This is a genomic window from Mycobacterium kansasii ATCC 12478 (assembly GCF_000157895.3).
GTDB lineage: Bacteria > Actinomycetota > Actinomycetes > Mycobacteriales > Mycobacteriaceae > Mycobacterium > Mycobacterium kansasii.
This window is the reverse complement of the sequence record NC_022663.1, coordinates 5,822,677-5,847,536: the sequence shown is the minus strand read 5'-3', so window position 1 is coordinate 5,847,536 and position 24,860 is coordinate 5,822,677. Positions and strand designations below refer to the sequence as shown.

The 24,860-nt window shown below is 68.0% G+C and carries 20 protein-coding genes; 4 read left to right on the top strand and 16 right to left on the bottom strand.

What is annotated here, in order from left to right; genetic code table 11:
• Window positions 1-43 precede the first annotated feature (43 nt).
• Window positions 44-619 carry a pyridoxamine 5'-phosphate oxidase family protein gene (locus MKAN_RS25445; RefSeq protein ID WP_023373133.1) on the top strand — a complete coding sequence of 192 codons (576 nt, stop codon included), beginning with the start codon at window positions 44-46 and terminating at the stop codon, window positions 617-619.
• A gap of 82 nt (window positions 620-701) precedes the next feature.
• Here MKAN_RS25445 and metK read toward each other — a convergent pair whose 3' ends face one another.
• The 5 genes from metK to mihF all read right to left on the bottom strand — a co-directional run bounded on the left by metK (window position 702) and on the right by mihF (window position 4,773).
• Window positions 702-1,913: a methionine adenosyltransferase gene (gene metK / locus MKAN_RS25440; protein ID WP_023373131.1), complete on the bottom strand. Its 1,212-nt coding sequence runs from the start codon at window positions 1,911-1,913 to the stop codon at window positions 702-704.
• A gap of 126 nt (window positions 1,914-2,039) precedes the next feature.
• Entirely contained in the window at window positions 2,040-3,302 is a 1,263-nt protein-coding gene (coaBC, locus tag MKAN_RS25435; protein ID WP_023373129.1) for a bifunctional phosphopantothenoylcysteine decarboxylase/phosphopantothenate--cysteine ligase CoaBC, read from the bottom strand.
• A gap of 15 nt (window positions 3,303-3,317) precedes the next feature.
• A complete protein-coding gene (gene rpoZ / locus MKAN_RS25430) occupies window positions 3,318-3,647 on the bottom strand; it encodes a DNA-directed RNA polymerase subunit omega (RefSeq protein WP_023373127.1) in 330 nt (109 codons plus the stop codon).
• A 73-nt stretch (window positions 3,648-3,720) separates the two neighbouring features.
• Entirely contained in the window at window positions 3,721-4,359 is a 639-nt protein-coding gene (gene gmk / locus MKAN_RS25425; protein WP_042312999.1) for a guanylate kinase, read from the bottom strand.
• Window positions 4,360-4,455: 96 nt separating this feature from the next.
• Complete coding sequence (mihF, locus tag MKAN_RS25420; protein WP_015355818.1) at window positions 4,456-4,773, bottom strand: integration host factor, actinobacterial type; 318 nt, start codon at window positions 4,771-4,773, stop codon at window positions 4,456-4,458.
• A gap of 722 nt (window positions 4,774-5,495) precedes the next feature.
• Between mihF and MKAN_RS30815 the strand changes: the two genes are divergently transcribed.
• Complete coding sequence (locus MKAN_RS30815) at window positions 5,496-8,456, top strand: PE family protein (protein ID WP_023373123.1); 2,961 nt, start codon at window positions 5,496-5,498, stop codon at window positions 8,454-8,456.
• Window positions 8,457-8,488: 32 nt separating this feature from the next.
• Here MKAN_RS30815 and pyrF read toward each other — a convergent pair whose 3' ends face one another.
• The 7 genes from pyrF to pyrR all read right to left on the bottom strand — a co-directional run bounded on the left by pyrF (window position 8,489) and on the right by pyrR (window position 17,262).
• Window positions 8,489-9,313: an orotidine-5'-phosphate decarboxylase gene (gene pyrF / locus MKAN_RS25410; RefSeq protein WP_023373121.1), complete on the bottom strand. Its 825-nt coding sequence runs from the start codon at window positions 9,311-9,313 to the stop codon at window positions 8,489-8,491.
• On the bottom strand, window positions 9,310-12,663 hold the full coding sequence (gene carB / locus MKAN_RS25405; protein WP_023373119.1) for a carbamoyl-phosphate synthase large subunit: 3,354 nt from the start codon (window positions 12,661-12,663) through the stop codon (window positions 9,310-9,312). The genes pyrF and carB overlap by 4 nt, the downstream gene beginning before the upstream one ends.
• An 82-nt stretch (window positions 12,664-12,745) precedes the next feature.
• Entirely contained in the window at window positions 12,746-13,879 is a 1,134-nt protein-coding gene (carA, locus tag MKAN_RS25400; RefSeq protein WP_023373117.1) for a glutamine-hydrolyzing carbamoyl-phosphate synthase small subunit, read from the bottom strand.
• Window positions 13,876-14,385, bottom strand: coding sequence for a PH-like domain-containing protein (locus MKAN_RS25395; protein ID WP_023373115.1), 510 nt, complete (start codon window positions 14,383-14,385; stop codon window positions 13,876-13,878). The genes carA and MKAN_RS25395 overlap by 4 nt, the downstream gene beginning before the upstream one ends.
• A gap of 58 nt (window positions 14,386-14,443) precedes the next feature.
• Window positions 14,444-15,736, bottom strand: coding sequence for a dihydroorotase (locus MKAN_RS25390; RefSeq protein WP_023373113.1), 1,293 nt, complete (start codon window positions 15,734-15,736; stop codon window positions 14,444-14,446).
• Window positions 15,733-16,689 carry an aspartate carbamoyltransferase catalytic subunit gene (locus MKAN_RS25385; RefSeq protein ID WP_023373111.1) on the bottom strand — a complete coding sequence of 319 codons (957 nt, stop codon included), beginning with the start codon at window positions 16,687-16,689 and terminating at the stop codon, window positions 15,733-15,735. Before MKAN_RS25385 ends, MKAN_RS25390 begins: the two co-directional genes overlap by 4 nt.
• A gap of 9 nt (window positions 16,690-16,698) precedes the next feature.
• Entirely contained in the window at window positions 16,699-17,262 is a 564-nt protein-coding gene (gene pyrR / locus MKAN_RS25380; RefSeq protein WP_023373109.1) for a bifunctional pyr operon transcriptional regulator/uracil phosphoribosyltransferase PyrR, read from the bottom strand.
• Between the two features lie 577 nt (window positions 17,263-17,839).
• On the opposite strand from pyrR, the gene MKAN_RS25375 reads away from it, so the two are divergent.
• Window positions 17,840-18,472: a class I SAM-dependent methyltransferase gene (locus MKAN_RS25375; RefSeq protein WP_036392181.1), complete on the top strand. Its 633-nt coding sequence runs from the start codon at window positions 17,840-17,842 to the stop codon at window positions 18,470-18,472.
• Between the two features lie 3 nt (window positions 18,473-18,475).
• Here MKAN_RS25375 and MKAN_RS25370 read toward each other — a convergent pair whose 3' ends face one another.
• The 4 genes from MKAN_RS25370 to MKAN_RS25355 form a co-directional block, all read right to left on the bottom strand.
• A complete protein-coding gene (locus MKAN_RS25370) occupies window positions 18,476-19,486 on the bottom strand; it encodes a sulfotransferase domain-containing protein (RefSeq protein ID WP_174893698.1) in 1,011 nt (336 codons plus the stop codon).
• A gap of 32 nt (window positions 19,487-19,518) precedes the next feature.
• Window positions 19,519-20,706: a type III polyketide synthase gene (locus tag MKAN_RS25365; protein ID WP_023373103.1), complete on the bottom strand. Its 1,188-nt coding sequence runs from the start codon at window positions 20,704-20,706 to the stop codon at window positions 19,519-19,521.
• Window positions 20,703-22,172 (bottom strand): fatty acid desaturase, encoded by a 1,470-nt coding sequence (locus MKAN_RS25360; protein ID WP_023373101.1) that lies wholly within the window; start codon window positions 22,170-22,172, stop codon window positions 20,703-20,705. The genes MKAN_RS25365 and MKAN_RS25360 overlap by 4 nt, the downstream gene beginning before the upstream one ends.
• 257 nt (window positions 22,173-22,429) lie before the next feature.
• Window positions 22,430-23,290, bottom strand: coding sequence for an LppX_LprAFG lipoprotein (locus MKAN_RS25355; RefSeq protein WP_023373099.1), 861 nt, complete (start codon window positions 23,288-23,290; stop codon window positions 22,430-22,432).
• A 360-nt stretch (window positions 23,291-23,650) separates the two neighbouring features.
• Between MKAN_RS25355 and MKAN_RS25350 the strand changes: the two genes are divergently transcribed.
• A complete protein-coding gene (locus MKAN_RS25350) occupies window positions 23,651-24,856 on the top strand; it encodes a serine hydrolase domain-containing protein (protein ID WP_023373097.1) in 1,206 nt (401 codons plus the stop codon).
• Window positions 24,857-24,860 lie beyond the last annotated feature (4 nt).

The window sequence follows — 24,860 nt, the reverse complement described above, 5'->3', positions numbered from 1 at the left end:
TTCACCGGTTAGCTTCACCGGTGCTCGCGTAGGCTCGACAACTATGGCGAAGGTGTTCTCCCACATCGACGAATCGTTGAGGGAGTTCATCGGCAAGCAGGCGATGTTCTTCGTTGCCACCGCGCCATCCGACGGCGGTCGAGTCAACCTCTCCCCCAAGGGGTATCGGGACACCTTCGCGGTGCTCGACGACCACACCTTCGCCTATCTCGACCTGTTCGGCAGTGGCACCGAGACAATTGCCCATCTGCGCGACAACGGCCGGATCACCATCATGTTCTGCTCGTTCACTCGCAATTCGCGGATCCTGCGACTGTTCGGCACCGGACGAGTAGTGCGCCCCGACGACGCCGAATTCGACAGCCTTCGAACGCATTTCAAGGCTCTGCACGCGGGAACCCGGGCCGCCATTGTCGTCGACGTGGAACGGATCGCCGATGCGTGCGGATTCGCGGTGCCCTATTACGAGCTTGTCGACGAAAGGCCGGTGCTCGATGCACATCTTGGCAAGGCATCCGAGGAAACCTACGTCCGCCTAGTCGAGCGTAACCAGCACAGCATCGACGGCCTGCCCGGGTTGGAGCCCGATCACCCGATGCCACCCAGCACCGGGCACTGAGCGCACCCCGGCTCGCGAGCAGACACAGAATCGCACGCGGGCAGCCCTTGTAATGCGATTCTGCGACTGCTCGCGCCCGGAACTAGATGGCGCGCTTGAGGTCGTCGACCTTGTTGAGCTGCTCCCACGGCAGTTCGATATCGGTGCGGCCGAAATGCCCGTAGGCAGCCGTCGGCGCATAGATCGGGCGCAGCAGGTCCAGGTCGCGGATGATCGCCCCGGGCCGCAGATCGAACACCTCACCGATGGCCTTCTCGATCTTGACCGGGTCGACCGTTTCGGTGCCGAACGTCTCGACGAACAAGCCCACCGGGGCGGCTTTGCCGATGGCGTAGGCCACCTGCACCTCCACCCGCTCGGCCAGTCCGGCCGCGACGACGTTCTTGGCCACCCAGCGCATCGCGTACGCGGCCGACCGGTCCACCTTGGACGGGTCCTTGCCGGAGAACGCGCCGCCGCCGTGGCGCGCCCAGCCGCCATAGGTGTCGACGATGATCTTGCGGCCGGTCAGTCCGGCGTCACCCATGGGCCCGCCGAGCACGAACTTGCCGGTGGGGTTCACCAGCACCCGCACCTGCGAGGCATCCAGGGTCTGGTGGGCCAATTCGTCGAGCACACTCTTGAGCACGTGCTCGCGGATGTCGGGATCCAGCGTCTTCTCCAGGTCGATGTCGGCGGCGTGCTGAGTGGAGATCACCACGGTGTCCAGCCGCACCGGGACGTTGTCCTCGTAGGCGATGGTGACCTGCGTCTTGCCGTCGGGCCGCAGGTAGGGCAGCACGCCGTTCTTGCGGACCTCGGTCAGCCGCCGCGACAGCCGGTGGGCCAGCGCGATGGGCAGCGGCATCAGTTCCGGGGTGTCGTTGATCGCGTAGCCGAACATCAGCCCCTGGTCGCCGGCGCCCTGAGCATCCAGCGGGTCCGCCGCGCCTTCGACGCGCGCCTCGTGGGCGGTGTCGACCCCCTGGGCGATGTCCGGAGACTGTGCCCCGATGCCGATGTTGACGCCGCAGGATGCCCCGTCGAAGCCCTTGTCCGACGAGTCGTAGCCGATCTGCAGAATCCGGGCGCGCACGGTATTGGTGATGTCGGCGAACGCGGCCTTTGCCGTGGTGGTCACCTCGCCCACCACGTGTACCTGCCCGGTGGTCACCAACGTCTCGACCGCGACACGTGAGCGGGGATCCTCCGCCAGAAGCGCGTCGAGGACCGAGTCGCTGATCGCATCACAGATCTTGTCGGGATGTCCCTCTGTCACCGACTCACTGGTAAACAGCCGACCCTTTTCGCTCACTCTGCGTCCTTCCAATAATTAGTTAGCCGAATTATATCCTCCGGCAACAATTCCAGCTCGTCCACTCGGGCAAGGGATCGTCCAGCACCTCTGCAGGAGCCGTACAGGCCTAGACCCGCCGATCCGCTACCCGGTACAGCCATGCAGAAACGCGACGATCGCGTCAACGATACGACTGGCCATCAGCGTCTTGGAACCGTGCTGCAGCGCCGACTCGGTTCCGTCGGAGGCCAGCAGCCAGCCATCGTTGTTGTCCACCTCGAAGGCCCTGCCGTCCCCGACGGCGTTGACGACCAGCAGATCGCAGCCCTTGCGCCGAAGCTTTTCCCTTGCGTGAAACAGCACGTCGCCGTTGGCGTCACCGGTCTCGGCCGCGAACCCCACGATGGCACGCATCTTGGGCAACTGCCCATGCTCGCGGGCGCGCACCACGCCGGCCAGCACGTCGTCGTTGCGTAGGAGTTCGATCGTCGGCGACCCGGCCTGGTCGTCCGGGCCCTTCTTGATCTTGGCGGCCGACACCTGGGCCGGCCGGAAGTCGGCGACAGCGGCCGCCATCACCAACACGTCCACCCCGGGTGCGTGCTTGGACACCGCGTCGCCGAGTTGCTGCGCCGAGCTGACGTGCACCACGTTGACGCCGGCAGGATCGATCAGCCCGGCGGTATGTCCGGCGATCAGCGTGACGTCGGCGCCGCGCTGGGCGGCGACCCGGGCGACCGCATATCCCTGCTTGCCGGAGCTGCGGTTGCCGATGAAGCGCACCGGATCGATCGGCTCGCGGGTGCCGCCCGCGGTGACCAGCAGCTTACGGCCGGCGAGGTCGTAGGGCATGGCGTCGTGCCGCTCCAGCAGCAGCTGGGCAAAAGTGGTGATCTCCTCGGCCTCGGGCAGTCGTCCCGGGCCGCTGTCACTGCCGGTGAGACGCCCGAACGCGGGTTCGAGCACCACCGCCCCGCGGCGGCGCAGAGTGGCGACATTGTCGACGGTGGCCGGATGCAACCACATCTCGGTGTGCATCGCCGGCGCGAACAGCACCGGACATCGCGCCGTGAGCAGAGTCGCGGTCAGCAGGTCGTCGGCGCGGCCGTGCACCGCCCGGGCCAGCAGGTCGGCGGTGGCCGGTGCGACGACGACGAGGTCGGCCTGCTGTCCCAGGTGGACGTGTGGGACCGCCGGGACGTCGTCGAAAACGTCGGTGCGCACCGGCTGGCCGGAGAGCGCCTCGAAGGTCGCCGCCCCGACAAAGCGCAGCGCGGATTCGGTGGGGATGACCCGGACATGGTGCCCGGCCTCGGCGAGCTGACGAACGACGGTGCACGCCTTATAGGCGGCGATACCACCGGAGACGCCGACTATGACCTGTTTGGGGATCCGCTTTCGGTCCATCCGGGCCCGGCCCTGTTACTCGCCCTCGGTGTGCTCGAGCAGGTCGGCGTGGATCTCGCGCAGGGCGATGGATAGCGGCTTTTCCTGCAACCCGGGCTCGACCAGTGGACCCACGTACTCCAGGATGCCCTCGCCGAGCTGGTTGTAGTAGTCGTTGATCTGCCGGGCACGCTTCGCCGCGTAAATCACCAGCGCGTATTTGCTCGAGACGCGGTCCAGCAACTCGTCGATGGGCGGGTTGGTGATGCCGAGCGGGGTGTCGTAGGCCCCAATTCCGGCTGATGCCGGATCGAACTGATCCGAGGCGGAACCGGCTAGCGGCGCGTCTGACTGCGGAATACTCACGAAAGACTTTCTCCTGGCGGCGTAGAGCGGTGCGAAAGCGGCAAAAATCTCGATTCTCAAATCCGGCTGGGACTCATACAGAGCCGGGCATAGCACTAACCAGCAAGGATACCAATTCGGCGCACGCAGACTCCAATCGACGGTTCACCACGACCTTGTCGAAGTCATGTTGGGCTGCCAATTCGATGCGCGCGGTGTCCAGGCGGCGGCTGATGACCTCCGGCGTTTCGGTTCCCCGACCGACCAGTCTGGCCTCCAGGTCTTGCCAGCTGGGCGGCGCCAAGAACACGGTGATGGCCTCGGGCATCGCCTTCTTGATCGCCCTGGCCCCGGCGAGGTCGACCTCGATCAGAACCGGCTCACCCGACGCGGCGGCTTGGCGCACCGGCTTGGCCAGGGTGCCCGATCGGTGCAGGCCGCCGTGGATCTCGGCCCATTCCAGCAGTTCGCCGCCGTCGATCAGTTGCTGGAAACGGGCGGGGCTGACGAAATGGTAGTCGACGCCGTCGACCTCACCCGGGCGCGGCGTCCGCGTCGTGGCCGAGACGCTGAAGTGCAGGTTCGGGATCCGCTCACGCAGGCACCGGACCACGGTCGACTTGCCGACCGCGGAGGGACCGGACAACACGACTACGCGTCCGGTGCCCGGTCCCCCGCTGGCACTGGCTGATGCCCCCGGACCGACTCCCCCTACAGGCCGCTCGGAGTGCATTCTCGGGCGTCGGGCTGGGCGGCCCGCCTCGCCCCCGCACGCGGGCGGAACACCCACCTCAGGCCCTCCGGCCTGCATTGTCTGCGGGGGGCTGGGCTAGGCGGAGCCGAATTTTTCCAGCAACGCCTTGCGCTGACGGTCGCCCAGACCACGCAGGCGGCGAGTCGGCGCGATCTCCAACTCGGTCATGATTTCCTGCGCCTTGACCTTGCCCACCTTCGGCAACGCCTCAAGCAGCGCGGACACCTTCATCTTGCCCAAGACTTCGTCGGTTTCGGCGTCCTTGAGCACCTGGGTGAGGTTGGTGCCGCCACGCTTGAGCCGGTCCTTGAGCTCTGCTCGCGCTCGACGTGCGGCAGCAGCCTTCTCCAACGCGGCCGCGCGCTGCTCGTCGGTCAACTGGGGAAGGGCCACGATTCCTCCGTCTCTCATCGATATCTTTCGGATATCTGTCGATCTTCATTTGTCTTGGCCGGGTACTCCAGCCAGCGCAGACGACCGTACTCACGCTGTCTGACGAAATCTAACCCGACCCCCTGGTTACGGCGACGAATGCCCAGCGTGGGACCAGCGTGAGACATCTGCCGGCGCCTCGACAAGTCGTGCTGAAAGCGGCTTGACATGACCTCACATTCGCGGTGACACGCCCGGTTTCTGGATCCGGATAACCCCTATCTAGCTGCGGTTTTAGTGCTGGTAAGGCAACTCGCGTGGCGCCGCATCCGGCCGCCACGAACGGCGGCAGCGGGCACCGGGAAATCCACGTGATTGGGACCACGCATTTTCGTGATGTGTCGCGCGTGTCGCGCTGCGGCATCACCAGAACAGCCGCTGCTCGTCGGTCTTTGGGAGCGGCGACAACACCGTCCGTCGATGGACCGACCGAAGACACCTTGACGGACCAACCAAGACTCGTCTGGCCGAGGGTCGTAGCTATTCCCAAGCTGTTTGCTACCGCGGCGTGGCCGCGATCGGCGACCAGCCACGTCCAATGCAGCGACCATCAAACGCGCCGATCCTTCGTTACCGAAAGGCGGGTTCGAGAAATCCCGAATTACCTTGCGCGGCTCGCGATACGATCCGGCCATCGTCGGGCTTGACTCCTCGATCGGGGCTCAAGTGTTCGGAGGTGTCAGATGTCGTTTGTGACCTCAACACCCGAGGCACTGCTAGGGGCGACGACGGATCTGGCCGGTATCGGTTCGGCCCTCAATGCAGCCAACGCGGCCGCGGCCGCCCCGACGACCACCGTGCTGGCAGCGGCCGCCGATGAGGTTTCGGCGGGCATCGCCGCGTTATTCGGGTCGCATGGCGCAGCGTATCAGGCGGTCAGCGCTCAAGCAGAGTCGTTTCATCGCTGGTTTTCCCAGGCGTTGAGCGCCGCCGCCGGCTCATATGCCAGCGCCGAGGCCGCCAACGTCCAGCAGATCCTGACGAGCGCGCTGACTGGCGGCTGGGCGCCGGCGGCCGCGCAGCCCCCCAACCTCGGGCAGGAGTTGCTTGACCTGGTAAATGCGCCCACCCAGACGCTGTTCAACCGTCCGCTGATCGGCAACGGCGCCAACGGCGCGCCGGGAACTGGGGCACCCGGCGGGCCGGGTGGGTACTTGTTCGGCAACGGCGGGGCGGGCGGGTCGGGCGCGCCAGGTATGCCGGGCGGCAACGGCGGGGACGCCGGACTGTTCGGGGCCGGGGGCACCGGCGGTACTGGCGGGCCCAATACCACGGTCGGCGGCACCGGCGGGGCCGGTGGCAACGGCGGATTCGGCGGCATGTTGTACGGCCCCGGCGGCGCCGGCGGGGTCGGCGGTGGCGCTGGGGCCACGGGCAGCGCCGGCGGGGCCGGCGGGGCGGGCGGGCTCGGTGGGCTGTTCGGCGCCGGCGGGGCCGGCGGGGCCGGCGGGCTCGGGAGCGGCACCGGCGATGGCGGGGCCGGCGGGCACGGCGGGGCCAGCCGGCTGATCGGCGACGGCGGGGCTGGCGGTGCCGGCGGCATCGGCGGCACCACCGCCGGTGACGGAGGCGCCGGCGGAGCCGGCGGCGCAGCTGGCGTGCTCTACGGCAGCGGAGGCGCCGGCGGGGACGGCGGGTTTAGCTTCAAAGGCGATGGCGGTATCGGCGGGGCCGGCGGGCACGGCGGCTCGCTGATTGGCAACGGCGGCGCCGGCGGGTACGGCGGGACCGCCGACTCCAATTTCGGTGGGGCCGGCGGTAAGGGTGGGGACGGCGGGCTTTTCGGCAACGGAGGTGGCGGCGGCAATGGCGGGCCCAGTCCTACCGGCGTCGGCGGCGTCGGGGGGAACGCAGGGTCCGCAACGCTGTTCGGTTCCGGCGGGATGGGCGGCGACGGCGGGGCCTCCTCCAAAGGCAGCGGGGGGTCGGCCGGTAATGGCGGCGACGGCGGCCTATGGTTCGGCATCGGCGGCGACGGCGGTGAAGGCGGGCATAGCGCGATGGGCACCAGCGCCGGGAACGGCGGGTCCGGCGGCAACGCCTACGGGTTCGGCTCCGCCGGTAACGGCGGCCCCGGCGCGGTCGCCGGGGCCGGTCTCGGCGGGGCCGGCGGAGCCGGCGGCAACGCCTACGGGTTTGGCGACGGCGGCCACGGCGGGACCGGCGGGTTCAGCGGCGGCGCCAGTGACAACGGCGGCAAAGGCGGGGCCGGCGGCAACGCACGTCTCAGCGGCGCGGGCGGGGCCGGCGGCGCTGGCGGGGCCAGCGCCCTGAGCACCGGCGGGGCCGGCGGTAACGGCGGATTCGGCGGACTGTTGTACGGCCCCGGCGGCGCCGGTGGGGTCGGCGGTAGCGCTGGGGCCACGGGCAGCGCCGGCGGGGCCGGCGGAGGAGGCGGGCTCGGTGGGCTGTTCGGCGCCGGCGGGGCCGGCGGGGCCGGCGGGGCTGGGGGCGGCGCCGGCGATGGCGGGGCCGGCGGGCACGGCGGGGCCAGCCGGCTGATCGGCGACGGCGGGGCTGGCGGTGCCGGCGGCCTCGGCGGCACCACCGCCGGTGACGGAGGCGCCGGCGGAGCCGGCGGCGCAGCTGGCGTGCTCTACGGCGCCGGAGGCGCCGGCGGAGCCGGCGGGTATAGCTTCAAAGGCGATGGCGGCGTCGGCGGGGCCGGCGGGCACGGCGGCTCGCTGATCGGCAGCGGCGGCGCCGGCGGATACGGTGGGGTGGCCGACTCCAATTTCGGTGGGGCCGGCGGTAAGGGTGGGGACGGCGGGGCGTTCGGCAACGGAGGTGACGGCGGCAAGGGCGGGCCCAGTCCTACCGGCGTCGGCGGCGCCGGGGGGAACGCAGGGTCCGCAACGCTGTTCGGTTCCGGCGGGATGGGCGGCGAAGGCGGGTCCACCTCCAAAGGCAGCGGGGGGTCCGCCGGTAATGGCGGCGACGGCGGCCTATTGTTCGGCTTCGGCGGCGACGGCGGTGAAGCCGGGCATAGCGCGATGGGCACCAGCGCCGGGAACGGCGGATCCGGCGGCAACGCCTACGGGTTCGGCTCCGCCGGTAACGGCGGCCCCGGCGGGTTCGCCGGGGCCGGTCTCGGCGGGGCCGGCGGAGCCGGCGGCAACGCCTACGGGTTTGGCGACGGCGGCCACGGCGGAGCCGGCGGGTTCAGCGGCGGCGCCGGTGACAACGGCGGCAAAGGCGGGGCCGGCGGCAACGCACGTCTCAGCGGCGCGGGCGGGGCCGGCGGCGCTGGCGGGGCCAGCGCCCTGAGCACCGGCGGGGCCGGCGGTAACGGCGGGTGGGCCGGCGCGTTCAGTGGCAGTGGCGGCACGGGCGGTTCCGGCGGGGCCAGCGAAGCCGCCGGTGGCACCGGCGGGGCCGGCGGCGATGGTGGCACCGCACTCGGGATTTTCGGCTCCGGCGGTAGCGGCGGGGTCGGCGGCACCGCCACCGGCACCGGCGCCACCACCGGAGGGGCCGGCGGGGCCGGCGGCAAGGCTGGGCTGATCGGCGACGGCGGGAACGGTGGTAACGGCGGTGACGTCACCAGTGCCGTCGGCACCGGTGGCGCCGGCGGTGCCGGCGGCGACGGCGGGAAGTTGATCGGCCCACCCGGCTTCGCCGGGCAAAACGGGGTGCTGTTGTAGCCGGCGGGGCGGGTGCGCTGCTCGGCTCGCAGTCACACCGCGGCGAGGTAGGCGACGACGTCGCGCATCCGTTCGGCCGCCGCGCGCAATTCCGCCACGCGAGGACCCGCCCGCAGCACCTCACGCGACACCGCGGGCAACAGCTGGTCCGGCGCCGCCCCGCCCAGTCCGCCGAGCGCTTCGGGCCGCCCACCCTGCACCCCGACACCGGGCACCAGCACCGGTCCGCCCAGGGAGCTCAGGTCGGGGGGCTGCAGGACGGTTGCCCCGACCACCACGCCGACGGATCCGGGCCCGGGTTTGGTCGCCTGGTTAGCTGCGGCGACGTGGTCGACGATCAGCTGCGCCACCGTGCGGCCGTCGGCGTCGGCACGCTGCACCGTCGCACCCTCGGGATTGGACGTCGCCGCCAACACGAACACCCCTCGGTCATGAGCCGCAGCGACCTCCAGCAGGGGCCGCAGCGACCCGAACCCCAGGTACGGCGAGGCGGTCACAGCGTCGACGGCCAACGGCGAGTCGCCGGTCCAGGCCGCGGCGTAGGCGGCCATCGTGGACCCGATGTCGCCGCGCTTGGCGTCCGCCAGCACCAGCACCCCGTTGGCTCGTAACGCGGCAATGGTGCGTTCCAGCACCGCATATCCCGCCGCACCGTAGGCCTCGAAGAACGCCACCTGGGGCTTGACCACCGCGAAACCGGCGTAGGCCTGTACGCAGATATCGCAGAACGCGGCCAAGCCGTCGGCGGTGGCCGGCAGATCCCAGGCCCGCAGCAGCTCGGGATGGGGATCGATGCCCAAACACAGCGGCCCCCGGCGCGCCTTGGCCTTGGCCAACCGCGCTCCGAAGCCGGTCACCGGTCGGTGCTCCGCGAATCGATCGCGCGGTGCAATTCTTGTAGCGACCGGACTCCGATGTCGCCGCGAATCCCGGCTTCGATGCCCTGCACGGCAGCCGAGGCGCCCTGCACCGTGGTGATGCACGGAATGTTGACGGCCACCGCGACCGAGCGGATCTCATAGCCGTCAATGCGCGGACCGGAATTGCCGTAGGGAGTGTTGATGACCATATCGACCTCGCCGGCGCGGATGGCGTCGACGGCCGACATCTCGGGGCGGCCCGGCTGCGGCGACTCGAAATGCTTGCGTACCTCGTCACACGGAATCCCGTTGCGGCGCAGCATCTCTGCGGTCCCCTCAGTGGCCAGAACGCGAAACCCCAAGTCGGCGAGTCGTTTTACCGGGAACACCAGTGAGCGCTTGTCGCGGTTGGCGACCGAGACGAACACCGTCCCGTGAGCCGGTAGCGAGCCGTAAGCCGCCGTCTGACTCTTGGCGAACGCGCTGCCGAAATCACGGTCGATGCCCATCACCTCGCCGGTGGATTTCATCTCCGGGCCCAACAGCGAATCGATGGCGGCCCCGTCGGCGCGGCGGAACCGATGAAACGGCAACACGGCTTCCTTGACCGCGATGGGGGCGTACGGGTCGGCGTTCCCGCCGTCACCCGAGGCCACTAGCATGCCTTCGGCACGCAGCTGAGAAATACTGGCGCCCAACATGATCCGGGCACAGGCCTTGGCGAGAGGCACCGCGGTGGCCTTCGAAACGAACGGCACCGTTCGGCTGGCGCGCGGGTTGGCCTCCAGGACGTAGAGGACATCGTCTTTGAGTGCGTATTGCACATTGAGCAACCCCACCACCCCGATACCGTGCGCGATGGCTTCGGTGGCCTTGCGTACCTTCTCGATGTCGCTGCGTCCCAACGTCACCGGCGGCAGCGCGCAGGCCGAATCGCCGGAGTGGACCCCGGCTTCCTCGATGTGTTCCATGATTCCGCCGATATAGACCTCGGTGCCGTCACACAGCGCATCCACGTCGATCTCGACCGCATCTTCGAGGAAACGGTCGACCAGCACCGGATGTTCGGGCGAGAGCTCGGTGGCCCGCGTGATGTAGCCCTTCAGCGTCTCCTCGTCGTAGACGATCTCCATGCCCCGGCCACCCAACACATACGATGGCCGCACCAGCACCGGATAGCCGATCTCGTCGGCGATCCGGCGGGCCTGCGCGAAAGTCGTTGCGGTGCCGTATTTCGGCGCCGGCAGGCCCGCGGTGCTCAGCAGGTCGCCGAAGGCCCCGCGGTCCTCGGCCAGGTCGATCGCTTCCGGCGGGGTGCCCACGATCGGGACGCCGGCGTCGGCAAGGCGCTGTGCCAGCCCCAGTGGGGTCTGGCCGCCGAGTTGCACGATGACCCCGGCAACTCCCGGGCCGCCAACGGCCGACTGTTGCTCGGCGCGGAACACCTCGAGGACGTCTTCGAAGGTCAGCGGCTCGAAGTAGAGCCGGTCGGCGGTGTCGTAGTCGGTGGACACCGTCTCCGGGTTGCAGTTGATCATCACGGTCTCAAAACCGGCCTGGCTCAGCGTGGTTGCCGCGTGCACGCAACTGTAGTCGAATTCGATGCCCTGCCCGATGCGGTTGGGACCCGATCCCAGGATCAGTACTTTGGGTCTTTCGGTCTGCGGCGCCACCTCGCTCTCGGCGCCCGGGTCCAGCTCGTAGCTGCTGTAGTGGTAGGGCGTCTTGGCCTCGAACTCGGCCGCGCAGGTGTCCACTGTCTTGTACACCGGGTGGACGCCCAGTCGCTCGCGCAGTGATCGGACCCCGGCCTCCCCCGCCAATTCCGGCCGCAACGACGCGATCTGGCGATCCGACAGTCCGCTGTGCTTGGCGTGTCGGAGCAGCTCCGCGTCCAGTACCGGCGCGTCGACCAGTTCAGCACGCAGCTTGACGAGTTCACCGATCTGGGCGACGAACCACGGGTCGACGCCGCTGGCCTCGGCGGCTTGTTCCACCGAAGCGCCCAGCCGCAGGGCCAGTTCGAGGTCGTAGAGCCGGCCTTCGGTGGGAGTCTGCAGCCGGGTCAACACCTGATCGATGTCGCCTTCGGGGTCCGGGGCCGTCCAGAACCCGGCGCGCTTGGTCTCCAACGAGCGCATCACCTTGCCGAGCGCCTCGACGAAGTTGCGGCCCAACGACATTGCCTCGCCCACCGATTTCATGGTGGTGGTCAGCGTCGGATCGGCGCCGGGGAATTTCTCGAACGCGAACCGCGGCGACTTGACCACGACGTAGTCGAGGGTGGGTTCGAAGCAAGCCGGAGTCTCCTTGGTGATGTCGTTGACGATCTCGTCGAGGGTGTAACCGATGGCCAGCTTCGCGGCGATCTTGGCGATCGGGAAGCCGGTGGCCTTGGACGCCAACGCACTTGACCGCGACACCCGCGGATTCATCTCGACCACGATCAGCCGGCCGTCGCGCGGGTTGACCGCGAACTGGATGTTACAGCCGCCGGTGTCCACACCGACCTCACGCAGGATCGCGATCCCCAGATCACGCATCCGCTGGTATTCGCGGTCGGTCAGCGTCATCGCCGGCGCGACGGTGACCGAGTCACCGGTGTGAACACCCATCGGGTCGACGTTCTCGATGGAGCACACCACCACCACGTTGTCGTGGCTATCGCGCATCAGCTCGAGCTCGAATTCCTTCCAGCCGTAGATGGATTCCTCGATCAGCACGTTGGCGCTGGGCGAGGCTGCCAGCCCGGCGCCGGCCATCCGGTCCACCTGGTCGGCCGAATGCGCCATCCCCGAGCCCAGTCCGCCCATGGTGAACGACGGCCGCACCACCACCGGCAGGCCGAGTTCGTCTACCGTCTCACGGACCTCGTCCATGGTGAAACACACTCGGCTACGGGCCGATTCGCCGCCGACCTTGGTGACGATGTCCTTGAACCGCTGCCGGTCCTCGCCGCGCTGGATGGCGTCGAAGTCGGCGCCGATCAACTCGACCCCGTAGCGATCCAGTACCCCGTTCTCATACAGCGCGACCGCGGTGTTGAGCGCCGTCTGGCCCCCCAACGTGGCCAGCAGCGCGTCGATCTTGTTGCCGCGCTCGGCCTGTTGGGCGATCACCCGTTCGACGAAGGCCGGGGTGATGGGCTCGACGTAGGTGAAGTCGGCGTATTCCGGGTCGGTCATGATGGTGGCCGGGTTGGAGTTGACCAGGCTGACCTGCAATCCCTCGGCGCGCAGCACCCGGCAGGCCTGTGTGCCGGAGTAGTCGAACTCGCACGCCTGTCCGATGACGATCGGCCCCGAGCCGATGACCAGGACGTGGCGCAAGTCGGAGCGACGCGGCACTAGCACTCCCCTTTCTGGGCGCGAGCGGACGCAGCTGTCCACCTGTTACGACGTGTCGCTGTATGGACACGAGCCCTCACCATCACTGGCCCTCCATCAGCTCGACAAATTGGTCGAACAGGTACTCCGCGTCGTGCGGCCCGGCTGCGGCCTCGGGGTGGTATTGGACCGAAAAGGCCCGTCCGTCAGTCAGTCTGACGCCCTCGACCACCCCGTCATTGGCGCAGGTGTGGCTGACGACGGCCGGACCGAACGGCGTGTCGAAGCGTTGCCCGGCCTCGCCTTCCAGCGCGAAGCCGTGGTTCTGCGCGGTCACCGCGACTCGCCCGGTGGCGTGGTCGATCACCGGGATGTTGATCCCGCGGTGACCGAAGACCATCTTGTAGGTTGACAGTCCCAGCGCGCGGCCCAGGATCTGATTGCCGAAACAGATACCGAACAACGGGATTCCGGCGCCCAGCACTTCGCGGGTGAGGGCGACGACGTGGTCCGCGGTCGCCGGGTCACCGGGCCCGTTGGACAGGAACACGCCGTGTGGGTTGATGTCGGCGACCTGGTCGAAACTCGCCGACGAGGGCAGCACGTAACTGCGGATCCCGCGCCGGGCGAAGTTGCGCGGCGTGTTGGTCTTGATACCTAGGTCGAATGCGACGACGGTAAACCTGGGTAGTCCAGGTGGCCCTTCGGGTTCGACGACATACGGCTGCGGGGTACTGACCTCGCCGGCGAGATCGGCGCCCAGCATGGGCGGCTGGCCCTGCACGCGCTGCAGCAACTCGGCTACGTCGGGGGCCTCAGCGAGCGCAGCACCCGAGAACACCCCTGCCTTCATCGACCCCCGGCTGCGCAGATGACGCACCACGGCCCGGGTGTCGATGCCGGCGATGCCGACGATGTGCTGGCGGATCAGCTCGTCTTCGAGGGTGCCGGTGGCGCGCCAGTTGGAGGCTCGCGGCGACGGGTCACGCACCGCGTAGCCGGCAACCCAGATCTTGTCGCCGCGACTCTCGGCGTCCTCGCCGTTCCAGCCGGTGTTGCCGATCTGCGGCGCGGTGGCCACCACGATCTGGCGGTGATAACTGGGGTCGGTCAGCGTCTCCTGGTAGCCGGACATGCCGGTGCTGAACACGGCTTCGCCCAGCGTTTGGCCGATGGCGCCGAATGGCGTTCCGGTGAAGACGCGGCCGTCCTCGAGTACCAGCAGGGCCTTGCTCACGCGGCTCCTTCCGTCCAACCGTCCACCCAACCGTCCAAGTCATCGCGGTTGTCCGCCCGGAACCCGGTGTCGATCTCGACGCCCGATGGCAGTTGCCACCGGACCGCCAAAATCCCGTCCCGGGCGGCGACCTTACCGGCGATGCCGCGCTCCGCACGCAGCGCGGTGATGGACTGCCATGGAATCCAAAGCGGCTGCGCCCCAATACGTTCCAGCAGAATTCCGTCCTGGTGGCGGGTCAGCACCGCCTTGCTGCGGTACCCGAGATCGCCGGCGTTGACCCGGTCGTTCCATGCCGGCGAGAGCGTGCAGCCGACGTAGACACCGCGGAGCGTGGCGGTCGCGGCGCCCACCTGCCCGGGAACGTCGGGCAGCTCGCCGATCCGTTCCGCCTGCTGCTGCGCGCGCCGCCGCCAGCCCCGCATCATCAACGCGAGCACCGCCGCGATCGTCACCACCAGCACCGTTGCGAAGATCAGCGAGCCCACCAGCGTGCCCGAGTTCATGCGCGCCGCTCTCCCCCGCAAGCGGGTGGTACCCCCACTGCATCGTCGCCGGCGCGGTTCATGCGGGACTCTTCCCGTCCCGGGCGGTGACCTTCCCGCGCAGCAAGGTCATCGTCACAGTGGCCGGCAATGTCATCGATTCGTAGGGGGTGTTCGCCGAGCGGCTGGCCAGCTCCGACCCGGTGACCGTCCAGGTGGCCTCGGGGTCCACCACAGTCAGATTGGCCGGCTCCCCTACCTGCAGCGGACGCCCATGGTCAGGCAGACCCACGATTCGCGCCGGATTCTCGCTCATCACCCGCGCCACGCCACGCCAATTCAACAGGCCCGGCTGCACCATCGTCTGCACCACCACCGACAGCGCGGTCTGCAACCCGAGCATGCCGGGACGCGCCGCGGCGAATTCGACACACTTCTCGTGTTCGGCGTGTGGGGCGTGGTCGGTGGCCACACAATCGATGATTCCCTCGGCCAGCGCTTGCCGCAGGGCGCTGGCGTCGGCGGCTTCGCGCAGCGGCGGGTTGACCCGGTTCACCCCGTCGTAGCCGGCAAGTCGGCCGTCGTCGAGCAGCAAGTGGTGTGGGGTGACCTCGGCCGTGATCGAAATGCCCTGTTTCTTAGCCCATTTCAGGATCTCGACGGTACCAGCGGTAGAGGCGTGGCAGATGTGCACCCGGGCACCCGCGTCGCGGGCCAGCAGCGCGTCGCGGGCAACGATGGATTCCTCGGCGGCCCTGGGCCATCCCGACAGCCCCAGCCGCGCGGCGTTCGGACCTTCGTGCGCCACGGCCCCGGCGGTCAGCCTGGGCTCCTCGGCGTGCTGGGCGATCAGCACGCCCAGACCGGTGGCATATTCCAGGGCGCGGCGCATCACCAGCGGGTCGTGCACGCAGACGCCGTCGTCGGAGAACATCCGCACCGCGGCGGCACCGGCGTTCATCATGCCCATCTCGGTGAGCTCGGCCCCGGCCAGCCCCACCGTCACCGCGCCGACCGGGTGCACGTCGACCAGACCCACCTCCTGACCGCGGCGCCACACATGGTCGGTGACCACCGGGCTGTCGGCCACCGGGTGGGTGTTGGCCATCGCGAACACCGCGGTGTATCCGCCCAAAGCCGCTGCGGCCGAGCCGGTTTCGATGTCTTCGGCGTATTCGCGGCCGGGCTCGCGAAGATGGGTGTGCAAGTCGACCAGGCCGGGCAGCAGCACCTGGCCGGTGGCGTCGATGACGTCGGCCCGGTCCGGGATGGCCAGCCCCGCGCCGATATCGGCGATCTGGCCATCATCGACCAATACGTCGACCCGCTCCCCCTCGCCGTACAGCCGGACCCCGCGGATGAACACAGTCACGCCGCACCTTCTTTCCCGGCCGACTCGGCACCCACCAACAGATGGAACAACACCGCCATCCGCACGTGGACACCGTTGGAAACCTGTTGCAGCACAGCCGATTGCGACGAGTCGGCAACCGAAAAGGCGATCTCCATGCCACGCAGCATCGGCCCGGGATGTAGCACCACGGCATGGCCGGGAAGCATCGCCTGCCGCCGGTCGGAAAGGCCGTAGCGCACCGAATACTCGCGCACGGACGGGAAGAAGCCGCCGTTCATCCGCTCGGCCTGCACCCGCAACATCAGCACCGCGTCGGCGGCCGGTAATTCGGCGTCGAAGTCGTAGGACACGGTGACCGGCCAACCTTCGGCCCCCACCGGCAGCAATGTCGGCGGCGCCACCAGCACCACCTCGGCACCCAGCGTGTGCAGCAACATGACGTTGGAGCGCGCCACCCGGCTGTGCAGGATGTCGCCGACGATCACGACGCGACGGCCCTCGATGCCGCCGAGCCGCTGCCGGATGGTCAGCGCGTCCAGCAACGCCTGGGTGGGGTGCTCGTGCGTGCCGTCGCCGGCGTTGATCACCGACGGGCCGTCCTCGCCGTTTCTGGTCCAGTCGGCCAGCAGCCGCGCCGCACCCGAGGCCGGGTGGCGGATGATCAGGGCATCGGCGCCGGCCGCACGCAGGGTCAGCGCGGTGTCGCGCAGCGACTCGCCCTTGCCCACCGAGGATCCGGCCGCGCTGACGTTGATCACGTCCGCGCTCATCCACTTGCCGGCCACCTCGAAGGACACCCGAGTTCGCGTCGAGTTCTCGTAGAACATGGTGACGATGGTGCGGCCGCGCAGCGTCGGCAGCTTGCGGACCTCGCGGCCGACCAGAGCCTGGGCGAACCGATCGGCGTCGTCGAGGATGGCGGTGGCCTGGTCGCGGCTCAGGTCGCCGGCGGCCAGCAGATGCCTACTCATGACCGGGCCTCATCGCGAGATCACCACGCCGTCGTGCCCGTCGTGTTCGCGCAGCTGCACGTGCACGCTCTCGCTGCGGGAGGTCGGCACGTTCTTGCCGACGTAGTCGGCACGCACCGGCAGTTCCCGATGGCCGCGGTCGACCAGGACTGCCAACTGCACCGCGCGCGGCCGGCCCACATCGCGCAGCGCGTCCAGGGCGGAGCGCACCGAGCGACCGGAGTACAGCACGTCATCGACCAGAATCACCAGAGCGTCATCTATACCACCGGCGGGGATCTCCGTCTCCTCCAGCGGCCGCGGCGGCTTGCTCATCAGGTCATCGCGATACAGCGTGATGTCCAGGGCGCCGTGGGCAACATCGACACCGCTGTATTCGCGGATATGGGTTGCCAGCCGCCGGGCCAGGGACACGCCGCGAGTCGGGATGCCCAACAGCACCACCCGCGGCGAGTCGGGGCTATCCAGCGCGGTTTTTTCGATGACCTGGTGCGCGATGCGGGAAATGGTGCGACCGACGTCGGCGGCGGACATCAGTTCGCGGCCGTTCGCGGCATCACTCACAGTACCCATGCGAGATGGTGACCTCCTTCTCCGCCTCTCTGGACGGATCGTTAAAGGATGTCGGCTGCCCGGGAGCGTAGCACCTGCTTCGGATACAGCAACGATGCGGGCGGCGTGGCGGATTTCGCCGTCGCGTGTCTTGTCACTTCCGCCACAGTGGCCTCTGGAGAGAAGATGTCCAGCCCACAGCGACAACGCCGCCGACTGCCGGAGTCGTCGCTCTGAGCGGTCATGGGGCTGCGCCCCGGTGTGATGGGATGAAGATCATGGGCTGGTGCGGGTGGGTGGGCACGCCAATGTCCGGCGCCGACTGTGCGCTGGGGGCGCCGATTGTGCGCTCAGGGCGCCGACTGTGCCGTCAGGGCGGCCCGATCGCGGATTTCCCGCCCTACATGCACCCTCAAAGCCGCCACTGCACACTCGATACCGCAGCATGACAGCCGACTCGGTGCGGTCGTTAGACATCCGCCAGCACAAAAGGTTTGAGCGAAGATGCGGCGTGCCGAACCAGCTCGTCGGCCAGGGCTCTATCCTGGCGAATGTGACGGATCCCAACCCTTCCGCAAACGAATCCGACCGTCCGCGCATGGATTTCGATGCGCTGTATCGCGGGGAAAGTCCCGGCCCGGGCATCCCGCCGATGACGACGCCGCCGTGGGATACCAAGGCGCCCAAGGAGAACGTGATCGCGTGGCAGACCGGTGGCTGGGTCCACGGTGAGGTGCTCGACATCGGCTGCGGGTTCGGCGACAACGCGATCTATCTGGCTCAGCACGGACACCGCGTGACCGCTATGGACATTTCTCCGACCGCACTGATCACCGCCGAACGCCGCGCCGCCGACGCCGGAGTCGACGTGAGGTTCGCGGCAGCCGACGCCACCACGCTCGACGGCTATACCGACAGATTCGACACCGTGATCGACAGCGGCATGTTCCATTGCCTCGACGACGACGGCAAGCGCAGCTATGCGGCGGCCGTGCACCGGGCCACCCGGCCGGGGGCCACCCTGCTGATCAGTTGCTTCTCGGACGCCAATCCGCCGAATGAGCAATGGCCACGACCGGCGGTATCCGAGCAGACACTGCGCGACGTGCTCGGCGGCGCCGCGTGGGATGTCGAATCACTGGAGCCCGTCACGGTGCGCCGCGAAATGGACGGGACCGAAACGGAAATGTCGTTTTGGTACGTACGAGCCCAACGGCGTACGTCGGACTGACCGTCACCGGTCCGGGTCGCACCCGCGGCGTCCCTCGTGCGCCCAGGCCAGCAGATCGGGCGGTGCGAGCTGGTTGATCCGGTGGTTGTAGCGGCGGTGCTCGTCATGGGTGAAGTACTGCTGCCAGTCGCCGCTGCGGCCGCCGCGGAAGAATTGCTCCTCGCTGTGCCAGATGCCGTCGGTGGTGTTCGGGGCGATCTCCGCCGCGCGCGATCGCATGACGTCCAGCGACGCGTGGGCGACCAGTTCGCGGGCGTGATCGCGACTCAGATCGATGCCGAGTACCGCGGCAAGCCGCCTCAGCTCGACTATCAGGTCCACCTGATAGTCGGCGTAGTGGAACAGCGCCACATTCGGCAGGTGCCGCCGCTCCCATGCCGTGCCGAAGTGGTGCAGCACGTTGGCCAGCGTTCCGATGCCTTTGGGAGGCGCGAACCCCACTCCCGGCGGTGGCAGCGCCGGACCCTCCATCCAGTGCCGGAACTCCTCGGCCGGGCCACGCCCGCCAGCCGCAGGGCCGGGCTCGGGACCCGGCGGGCCGGATCGCAGCTGCGGCGGCATCGCGGCCTCGTGCAATTCCCGCAACCGCTCGGCGTCGACATTGGCCACGTGGAACAGCATCGACACCGCGGCATCGCGCGGATCGCGGCCCACGCAGATATAGGTGACCCGATCATCAAGCACCAGGCCATCCAAAGGCGTATGGGTCTTGATGAACCGGCGGTGATCCTGCGCGTCGAGGACGGCAACCACCTCCTCGATGGGCCGGATGGTCTGGTCGAGCCACGGCGACACCGTCGACAATGGCCCCGGCAGCTCCGGTCCGTCGAAGACCAGCAAGGACACCAGCCGCTGAGTCCAGGTCATCCCGCACTTCGACGGCGTCGAGATGACGATGTCTCCGGCGCGCAGTTGCAGTGCGTCCCAGCGCGTACTGTCGGTCATCAACGACCGGTACAGGACTCGGTCGGCCGTCAGCGCATTGGCGTTCGGCGGCTCAGGGGCATTGGTCATGTGCCACCTCCCTTCGGATATCACGGTCGCGGTCACCGTCGCACGATGTCGAACAGCATGCCTTCAACGGTGACCCCGGGCGCGAACGCGAACGCCACGCCGGTCGAGAGAGGTTTCTCCGACTCCGCCTGCTGCACCATCATTTCCAGCACGAAGATCAGCGAGACACTCAGCATGTTGCCGTAGCGGGCCAACACGTCCCAGCTGGGCGCCGCGCATTCGACTCCGATGCCCAACGAGCGCACCGACTGTTCGATGATCTTGGGCCCACCCGGATGGATCGCCCACAGGTCAATATCGGATTGTTGTAATCCATTGTCGTACAATACGTTTGCGACAACCGGCGCGACACCGCGGTAAATGTAGTCGGGCAGGTTCTCCGACAGCTCGCAGGTGATGCCGTCATGATTGACGCCCAGCACGATGCCGTCTTCGGCGTCGTCGAGGAGCTGGCTGAAGTTGCTGCGGATCACCACACTGCCCGCCGGCAACTGCTGTTGTACCTGGCTGGCGCCGATCACCAGCGCTGCGCAACCATCGCCGAACAGGCTGTGAATCACCACATCTTTGACGTTGTCGGCGAACACGGCGTTGACCGAGCACAATTCGATGCACACCACCAACGCCTTCATCGCCGGGTGGGCGCGGACGTAGTTGGTGGCGGTGCGAATGGCGTTCATCGCGGCCGCGCATCCCATGAAATTGACCACGACTCGCGAAATCGCCCGCGACAGGCCGAGTTCCTTGACGATTGCCACGTCGACGCCCGGAGCGACGAACCCGGTGCTGGTGACGAACACCAACAGCCCGATCTCGTCGGCACCATAGGAAAGCCCGGCGAGCGCACGCCGGGTCACCTCGACCGCCAGCGGCACCGCATGCCGATAGAACAGGCTCATCCGGTCCCGGATGGTCGCGGGTTCGCGCCGGAACGCGTCGAACTCGGCGTCCAGCGGGTTGACGGCCATCCTGCGGGTGTCGATGCGTGTCTTCGCGTAGACCCGCGAAACCCGTTCCCGCTGTTGCGGGTCGACGAACATCTGGGCCACCCGCGCCGCGGCGTCGGACTGACGGACCACCCGTTGCGGCACACCGGTCGCCATACCTTCGATGACGGCCACCGTCGTCGGCGGAGCCGGCGGCAACTGGGCGAGGTCATAGTGGGGTTCGTAACCGGGCACGTCGGCCACCGGAGCACCACCGTCGGCTGCGCTGCTCATACCGACCCGATTCCGACGAAGCCGGCGACCACGTAGCCGGCACTGGCTTTCCAGGCCGTCGGCGAGCAGTGTTCCCGCAGGAAACCCCACTTGTGCTCGCTGGCTTGGCGTGACGGCGAGAGCAGGTAGGTCCGGCAGAGCTTCGGCAGCCGATCGATCACGAAACTCTTCGCCGGAACCCACTCGACGCCGGACTTCGCGGCTTCTTCCCGCAATACGTCTTCGGTGACGATGTTGGCGAAACCGCTGCGCTGGAACGGCAATACATGGTGGACGCGGTGGGAACTCAGGCCCGCCGACAGGAAGCAGTCGACGTAGCGATTCCCGACCACCACCAGGTCGTTGGCATGCACCACCTGATCCACGCCCCAGTCTTCACCGGTCGCGGCAGTGTCGTCGACGTCGTCCTCGAACTCGTGGCTCGCCACCACCAGGAAGGTGCTGACCCACAGGGTGACGACGAATTGCAGTGCCCAGGCCCAGAAGTCACCGGCGAGTACGAAAACCACCATCTCGGTGACCAGGAGCAGCCGCACCCCGGACGACCCCAGGAAATGCGGCAGCGCGTTGCGCCAGCTTCCGTAGCCCTCCTCGACACCCACCTTGCGCGTCATGTTCCATACGTCGGCGATGCGGATGGCCATGCCGGTGAGCAAGTGGCCGAACTTGTGAACCGTATGCACCGGAACCCGATACAGCCGCGGCAACTGCATCATCATCGTGAAGACGTTCTTCTTGATGTCGACGTCGCTTTGCGTGTACGGGTGATGCAGCAACGTGTGCCCGTCGGCGACCACCAACGACAACGCCACATAGTTCAAGTCGAAGGCATTGGCCAAGAACCGATTAGGACCCCGTTGCGCCCGATGCAACGCGTAATGGCCGTACCCGACCAACGAACTGCGCAGCAGCACCATCGCAATGACGAAGGCCCACAACGGCATCCACCGTGGTTCGGCCAACCGCACGGCCTGGACCGCCAGATAGCCGGCGGCCAGCAATGCCACCACGATGTTGAACAGCCGGTCCATCCGTTTGATTCGGGCGGCCAGCACCGGCTCGGCCAGGCGTGCTTTGACGCGGTGCATCAAGTCGTTCGGGTTGTCGAAACGGTACTTCGGGGTGTCGCGCCAGCTGTTGAAGTCTTCTTTGAAGAGAAAAGGCGGCGCGTTGTGTTTGGGATGGATGTCGCGCGGCGTTGCGTCGCGGCCCAATGCATAGCGCCGCTCCAAGATTCGTTCGACCTTGGCCGGGTCACGATGGTAGGAGGCGATGATCGCGGTGATGTCGCGGTTCTTGGTGCGCCCGATGAAGAAGGCGCCGCCGGGGTGCTTGGATATCCAGTCGCTGAGGTCGTATGCCCTGCCGTTGTAGACCCACACGTCCGACAGCGGTGGCCCGCCCGGAGGAGGAGCGGGGTGCAGGCCGGGGCCACGCTCCTGCACGTCTGGGACATCGTTCGTCATTCGTATTCCTCCAGGTCTGATCGGGTGAGATCGGGCGCTAGCCGTCGTATCCGGCGAAGTGCCCCAATGTTGGAGGTACGGCCTTGGCGAATTCTCAACGGAATCCCGGGCCGCGCGACCTGCTCTTACGGTGCACCAAATCGGTTGCGCCCAAAGTGGCCAACCGCGGGCGGGAACCGGCCCGGAGACTGCCGGCAGCGCTAGCCGCCAGGTGGCAGTTGCGGGCCGGTTCCCAATCCGGAATGCACCCGCGCCGGTTATCCCGTCGGGTTGGGAATGGTGACCGGCGCGCCCCAGGCGGACAGGTTGATGGTGACGTGGCCCTGGTCCTTGTCGACGACCATGCGCACCAAGTTGGGGCTGGGCGCCGGCCCTCCGGGCGTGGTGCTGGTGCCCGCGGCCTTCACATCGACGATGTACAACGTGATCGGCAGCGTGCCCCCGCCCTTACCCAGCTGAGGCACCAGTGGATCGATCACTGCGGCGTCGATGGTTCCCGTCACCTTGACGGTGGCGATGCCGTCGATCGTTTCGTTTCCGGCGATCTGCGGACTTTGGACCTTGGCGATAACGTTGCCTAGTCCCTTGTCCTTGTCGAGAACGATGCCCGGGTCGTAGATCTTCTCTGCCGGCCCCATCGAGGTGTACTTTCCGGCGTCGTCCTTCGTGTACATGGTCTTATTAGTGACCAGGAACTGCTTGGAGACCGTGGGGGCCTTCGGCTGCAACCTGATCATGGCATCACCGACGGCCTGACCGTTGCCCTCGGGCTGGTTGGTCACGTCGGCATTGACGCTCTCCATGGGAAGCGTCGTGATGTTGGTTGTCTGCAGACTCACATGAATCGAATGCAGGCCTTTGGTCGCTTTGGAGCTGTCCTGCAGGAGTTGCTGGGCTTCGGGTGACGGGGCGCCGGATGACCCGGATGCGCTGGTGGTGGCGGAGCTTCCGGATGCCCCGGAGGTTTGAGAGGTGCTGGTGGCCGATTTGTGGCCGCATCCGGTGATGACCGTCGCGATCAGTGCCGCCGCGAACAGCATCGCGGCCGACACCCGAAGCGAGGGTCGATGGGTGACACGTCGGCGGGAGGTTTGCGTTTGGGAGATCAAGCCATTCATGGCCAACCTTTGCTGAGTTATCCAACCGGTGGTAAAGAGCAGCGGGTCGCTAGCTCCATACGGCATGGACGGAGGCCAGCGAACCGCCCCCCGTCAACTGTTGCGGGTCTCGGTGACTGCTTCCCCACACCCTGGTTCACCGCAACGGTTCGATTGTCAACCGCATGCCGTTGCTCCCACAGCCTGTTCCCCAGATCACATTGCCGGAGAGCGCGACAGTAACACGCCATGGCCAGGTCGGACGGCTTTTCGCACAAGTAACAACCGCCCGCGACGAGCCCGGCCCACGGTCGATCGCGATGACGCGACAGGCGGTCCCACCGCCGGGCCCGCCCACGGCCGGCGACTAACCTAGGGCCGGTGAAGCTCGACGGCAATCAGACATCCATTCGCGAGGTCTGCGACGCCGGCTTGCTCTCCGGCGCGGTGACCGTGGTCTGGCAACGCGGAGAGGTGTTGCAGGTCAACGAGATCGGCTACCGAGACGTCGATGCGGGGCTGCCGATGCAACGGGACACGCTGTTTCGGATCGCGTCGATGACCAAGCCGGTGACCGTTGCCGCGGCCATGAGCCTGGTCGACGAGGGCAAGCTGGCATTGCGGGACCCCGTCGCGCGCTGGGCGCCGGAGCTGGACGACCCGCAGGTGCTGGACGACCCGCATGGCCCGCTGGACCGGACCCATCCGGCCCGGCGGGCCATCCTGGTCGAGGATCTGCTGACCCATACCAGCGGCCTGGCCTACAGCTTCTCGGTCTCCGGGCCCATCTCCCGGGCCTACATGCGACTGCCCTTCGGCAAGGGCTCGGACACCTGGCTGGCCGAACTGGCCGCCCTGCCGCTGGTGCACCAGCCCGGCGAGCGGGTGACCTATAGCCACGCGATCGACGTGCTGGGCGTCATCGTTTCTCGCGTCGAGGACAAGCCGTTCCATCAGGTGCTCGACGAGCGAGTGCTGGGTCCGGCGGGCATGACCGACACGGGCTTTTTCGTCGCGGCCGAGGCGCGGGGGCGGGCCGCCACGATGTACCGGCTCGATGAGGACGACAAGTTGCGCCACGACGTGATGGGGCCGCCGCAGGTCCGGCCGCCGTCGTTTCCCAACGCCGGCGGCGGACTGTGGTCGACCGCCGACGACTACCTGCGGTTCGTGCGGATGCTGCTGGGCGAGGGGACGGTCGACGGAGTCCGAGTGCTGTCGGCGGAATCGGCACGCCTGATGCGCACCGACCGGCTGACCGACGAGCACAAGCGCCACAACTTCTTGGGAGCGCCATTCTGGGTGGGCCGCGGCTTCGGTTTGAATCTGTCGGTGGTGACCGACCCGGCGAAGTCGGCGCCGCTGTTCGGTCCGGGCGGGACAGGAACGTTCAGCTGGCCCGGCGCATACGGGACATGGTGGCAGGCCGACCCGTCCGCCGACCTGATCCTGCTGTATCTGATCCAGCATTGTCCCGATTTGTCCGTGGATGCCGCGTCGGCGGTGGCGGGCAACCCCGCGCTGGCCAAGCTGCGGACGGCCCAACCACGATTCGTCCGCCACACCTATCGAGCCCTCGGACTGTAGCGGG

Excerpts from the sequence above, each read along its gene's own strand:
- MKAN_RS25370 (WP_174893698.1), bottom strand. The coding sequence starts at position 19,486 with ATGACCAATGCCCCTGAGCCGCCGAACGCCAATGCGCTGACGGCCGAC.
- MKAN_RS25395 (WP_023373115.1), bottom strand. The coding sequence starts at position 14,385 with ATGAACTCGGGCACGCTGGTGGGCTCGCTGATCTTCGCAACGGTGCTG.
- pyrR (WP_023373109.1), bottom strand. The coding sequence starts at position 17,262 with ATGGGTACTGTGAGTGATGCCGCGAACGGCCGCGAACTGATGTCCGCC.
- MKAN_RS25360 (WP_023373101.1), bottom strand. The coding sequence starts at position 22,172 with ATGACGAACGATGTCCCAGACGTGCAGGAGCGTGGCCCCGGCCTGCAC.
- MKAN_RS25365 (WP_023373103.1), bottom strand. The coding sequence starts at position 20,706 with ATGAGCAGCGCAGCCGACGGTGGTGCTCCGGTGGCCGACGTGCCCGGT.
- MKAN_RS25375 (WP_036392181.1), top strand. The coding sequence starts at position 17,840 with ATGGATTTCGATGCGCTGTATCGCGGGGAAAGTCCCGGCCCGGGCATC.
- gmk (WP_042312999.1), bottom strand. The coding sequence starts at position 4,359 with ATGCACTCCGAGCGGCCTGTAGGGGGAGTCGGTCCGGGGGCATCAGCC.
- MKAN_RS25355 (WP_023373099.1), bottom strand. The coding sequence starts at position 23,290 with ATGAATGGCTTGATCTCCCAAACGCAAACCTCCCGCCGACGTGTCACC.
- MKAN_RS30815 (WP_023373123.1), top strand. The coding sequence starts at position 5,496 with ATGTCGTTTGTGACCTCAACACCCGAGGCACTGCTAGGGGCGACGACG.
- coaBC (WP_023373129.1), bottom strand. The coding sequence starts at position 3,302 with ATGGACCGAAAGCGGATCCCCAAACAGGTCATAGTCGGCGTCTCCGGT.
- MKAN_RS25445 (WP_023373133.1), top strand. The coding sequence starts at position 44 with ATGGCGAAGGTGTTCTCCCACATCGACGAATCGTTGAGGGAGTTCATC.
- MKAN_RS25385 (WP_023373111.1), bottom strand. The coding sequence starts at position 16,689 with ATGAGTAGGCATCTGCTGGCCGCCGGCGACCTGAGCCGCGACCAGGCC.